1 protein-coding gene is annotated in these 1,064 nt (G+C 63.1%); it reads left to right on the forward strand.

What is annotated here, in order from left to right; all coding sequences use genetic code 11:
• Positions 1 to 22 precede the first annotated feature (22 nt).
• The coding region (locus tag EOA36_RS36005) for a trypsin-like peptidase domain-containing protein (protein WP_127281286.1) at positions 23 to 1,064 on the forward strand (1,042 nt) is incomplete at its 3' end.

A 1,064-nucleotide genomic window follows, 5' to 3' on the forward strand; every position in this document is an offset into this window, starting at 1 on the left:
GTTGAAAGAGGATAAGATATCCATGAATATTGCCCCCAATTCATATTCCCGCACCCGTAAGCGTCTTCTGGCTGCCGCCGCGTCCGTCGCTGTCGCCGGCGCGATCGGCGTTGGCGCGCTGACCAGTGGAACCAGCCCCGTTCTGGCTGACGCCGTGCGTGTCGAGGCTCCCCAGGTTCCGAGCTTCGCCGATGTCGTCGAGCGCGTTTCGCCAACCGTGGTCAGCGTCAAGGTCAAGGCCAAGCTGCAACCGACCGCCGATGACGGTTCCGACGATCAGGGCGGTTTCGACAATCTTCCCAACAATCCGCAGCTGCGCCGCTTCTTCAAGGAATTCCGCGGCTTTGGTGACCAGGGTGGCCAGAACGATGAAGGTCAGCGCCGCTTCGGTCATCGCGATCGCAACAACGACCAGCCGCGTCCGGTGGCGCAGGGCTCCGGCTTCTTCATCTCCGAAGACGGTTATCTCGTCACCAATAACCATGTCGTCGAAGAAGGCACCGCCTTCACCGTGGTGACCAATGACGGCAAGGAACTCGACGCCAAGCTGGTCGGCACCGATCCGCGCACTGATCTCGCCGTGCTCAAGGTCGATGGTGGCGGCAAGTTCACCTATGTCGACTTCGCCGACGATTCCAAGGTTCGCGTCGGCGACTGGGTCGTGGCTGTCGGCAACCCGTTTGGTCTCGGCGGCACCGTCACCGCCGGCATCGTATCGGCGCGCGGCCGCGATATCGGCGCCGGCCCCTATGACGATTTCCTCCAGATCGACGCATCGGTCAACCGCGGCAATTCGGGTGGCCCGACCTTCAATCTCAACGGCCAGGTGGTCGGCATCAACACCGCCATCTTCTCGCCTTCGGGCGGCAGCGTCGGCATTGCCTTCGACATTCCGGCCTCGACCGCCAAGCAGGTCGTCGGAGATCTGATGAAGAATGGCGCGGTCCAGCGCGGCTGGCTCGGCGTCGAAATCCAGCCGGTCACCTCCGACATAGCCGAATCGCTCGGTCTGAAGTCCAACAACGGCGCCCTGGTTTCGAGCGCCCAGGACGACGGTCCCGGCA

It is taken from the genome of Mesorhizobium sp. M8A.F.Ca.ET.021.01.1.1, assembly GCF_003998025.1.
GTDB lineage: Bacteria > Pseudomonadota > Alphaproteobacteria > Rhizobiales > Rhizobiaceae > Mesorhizobium.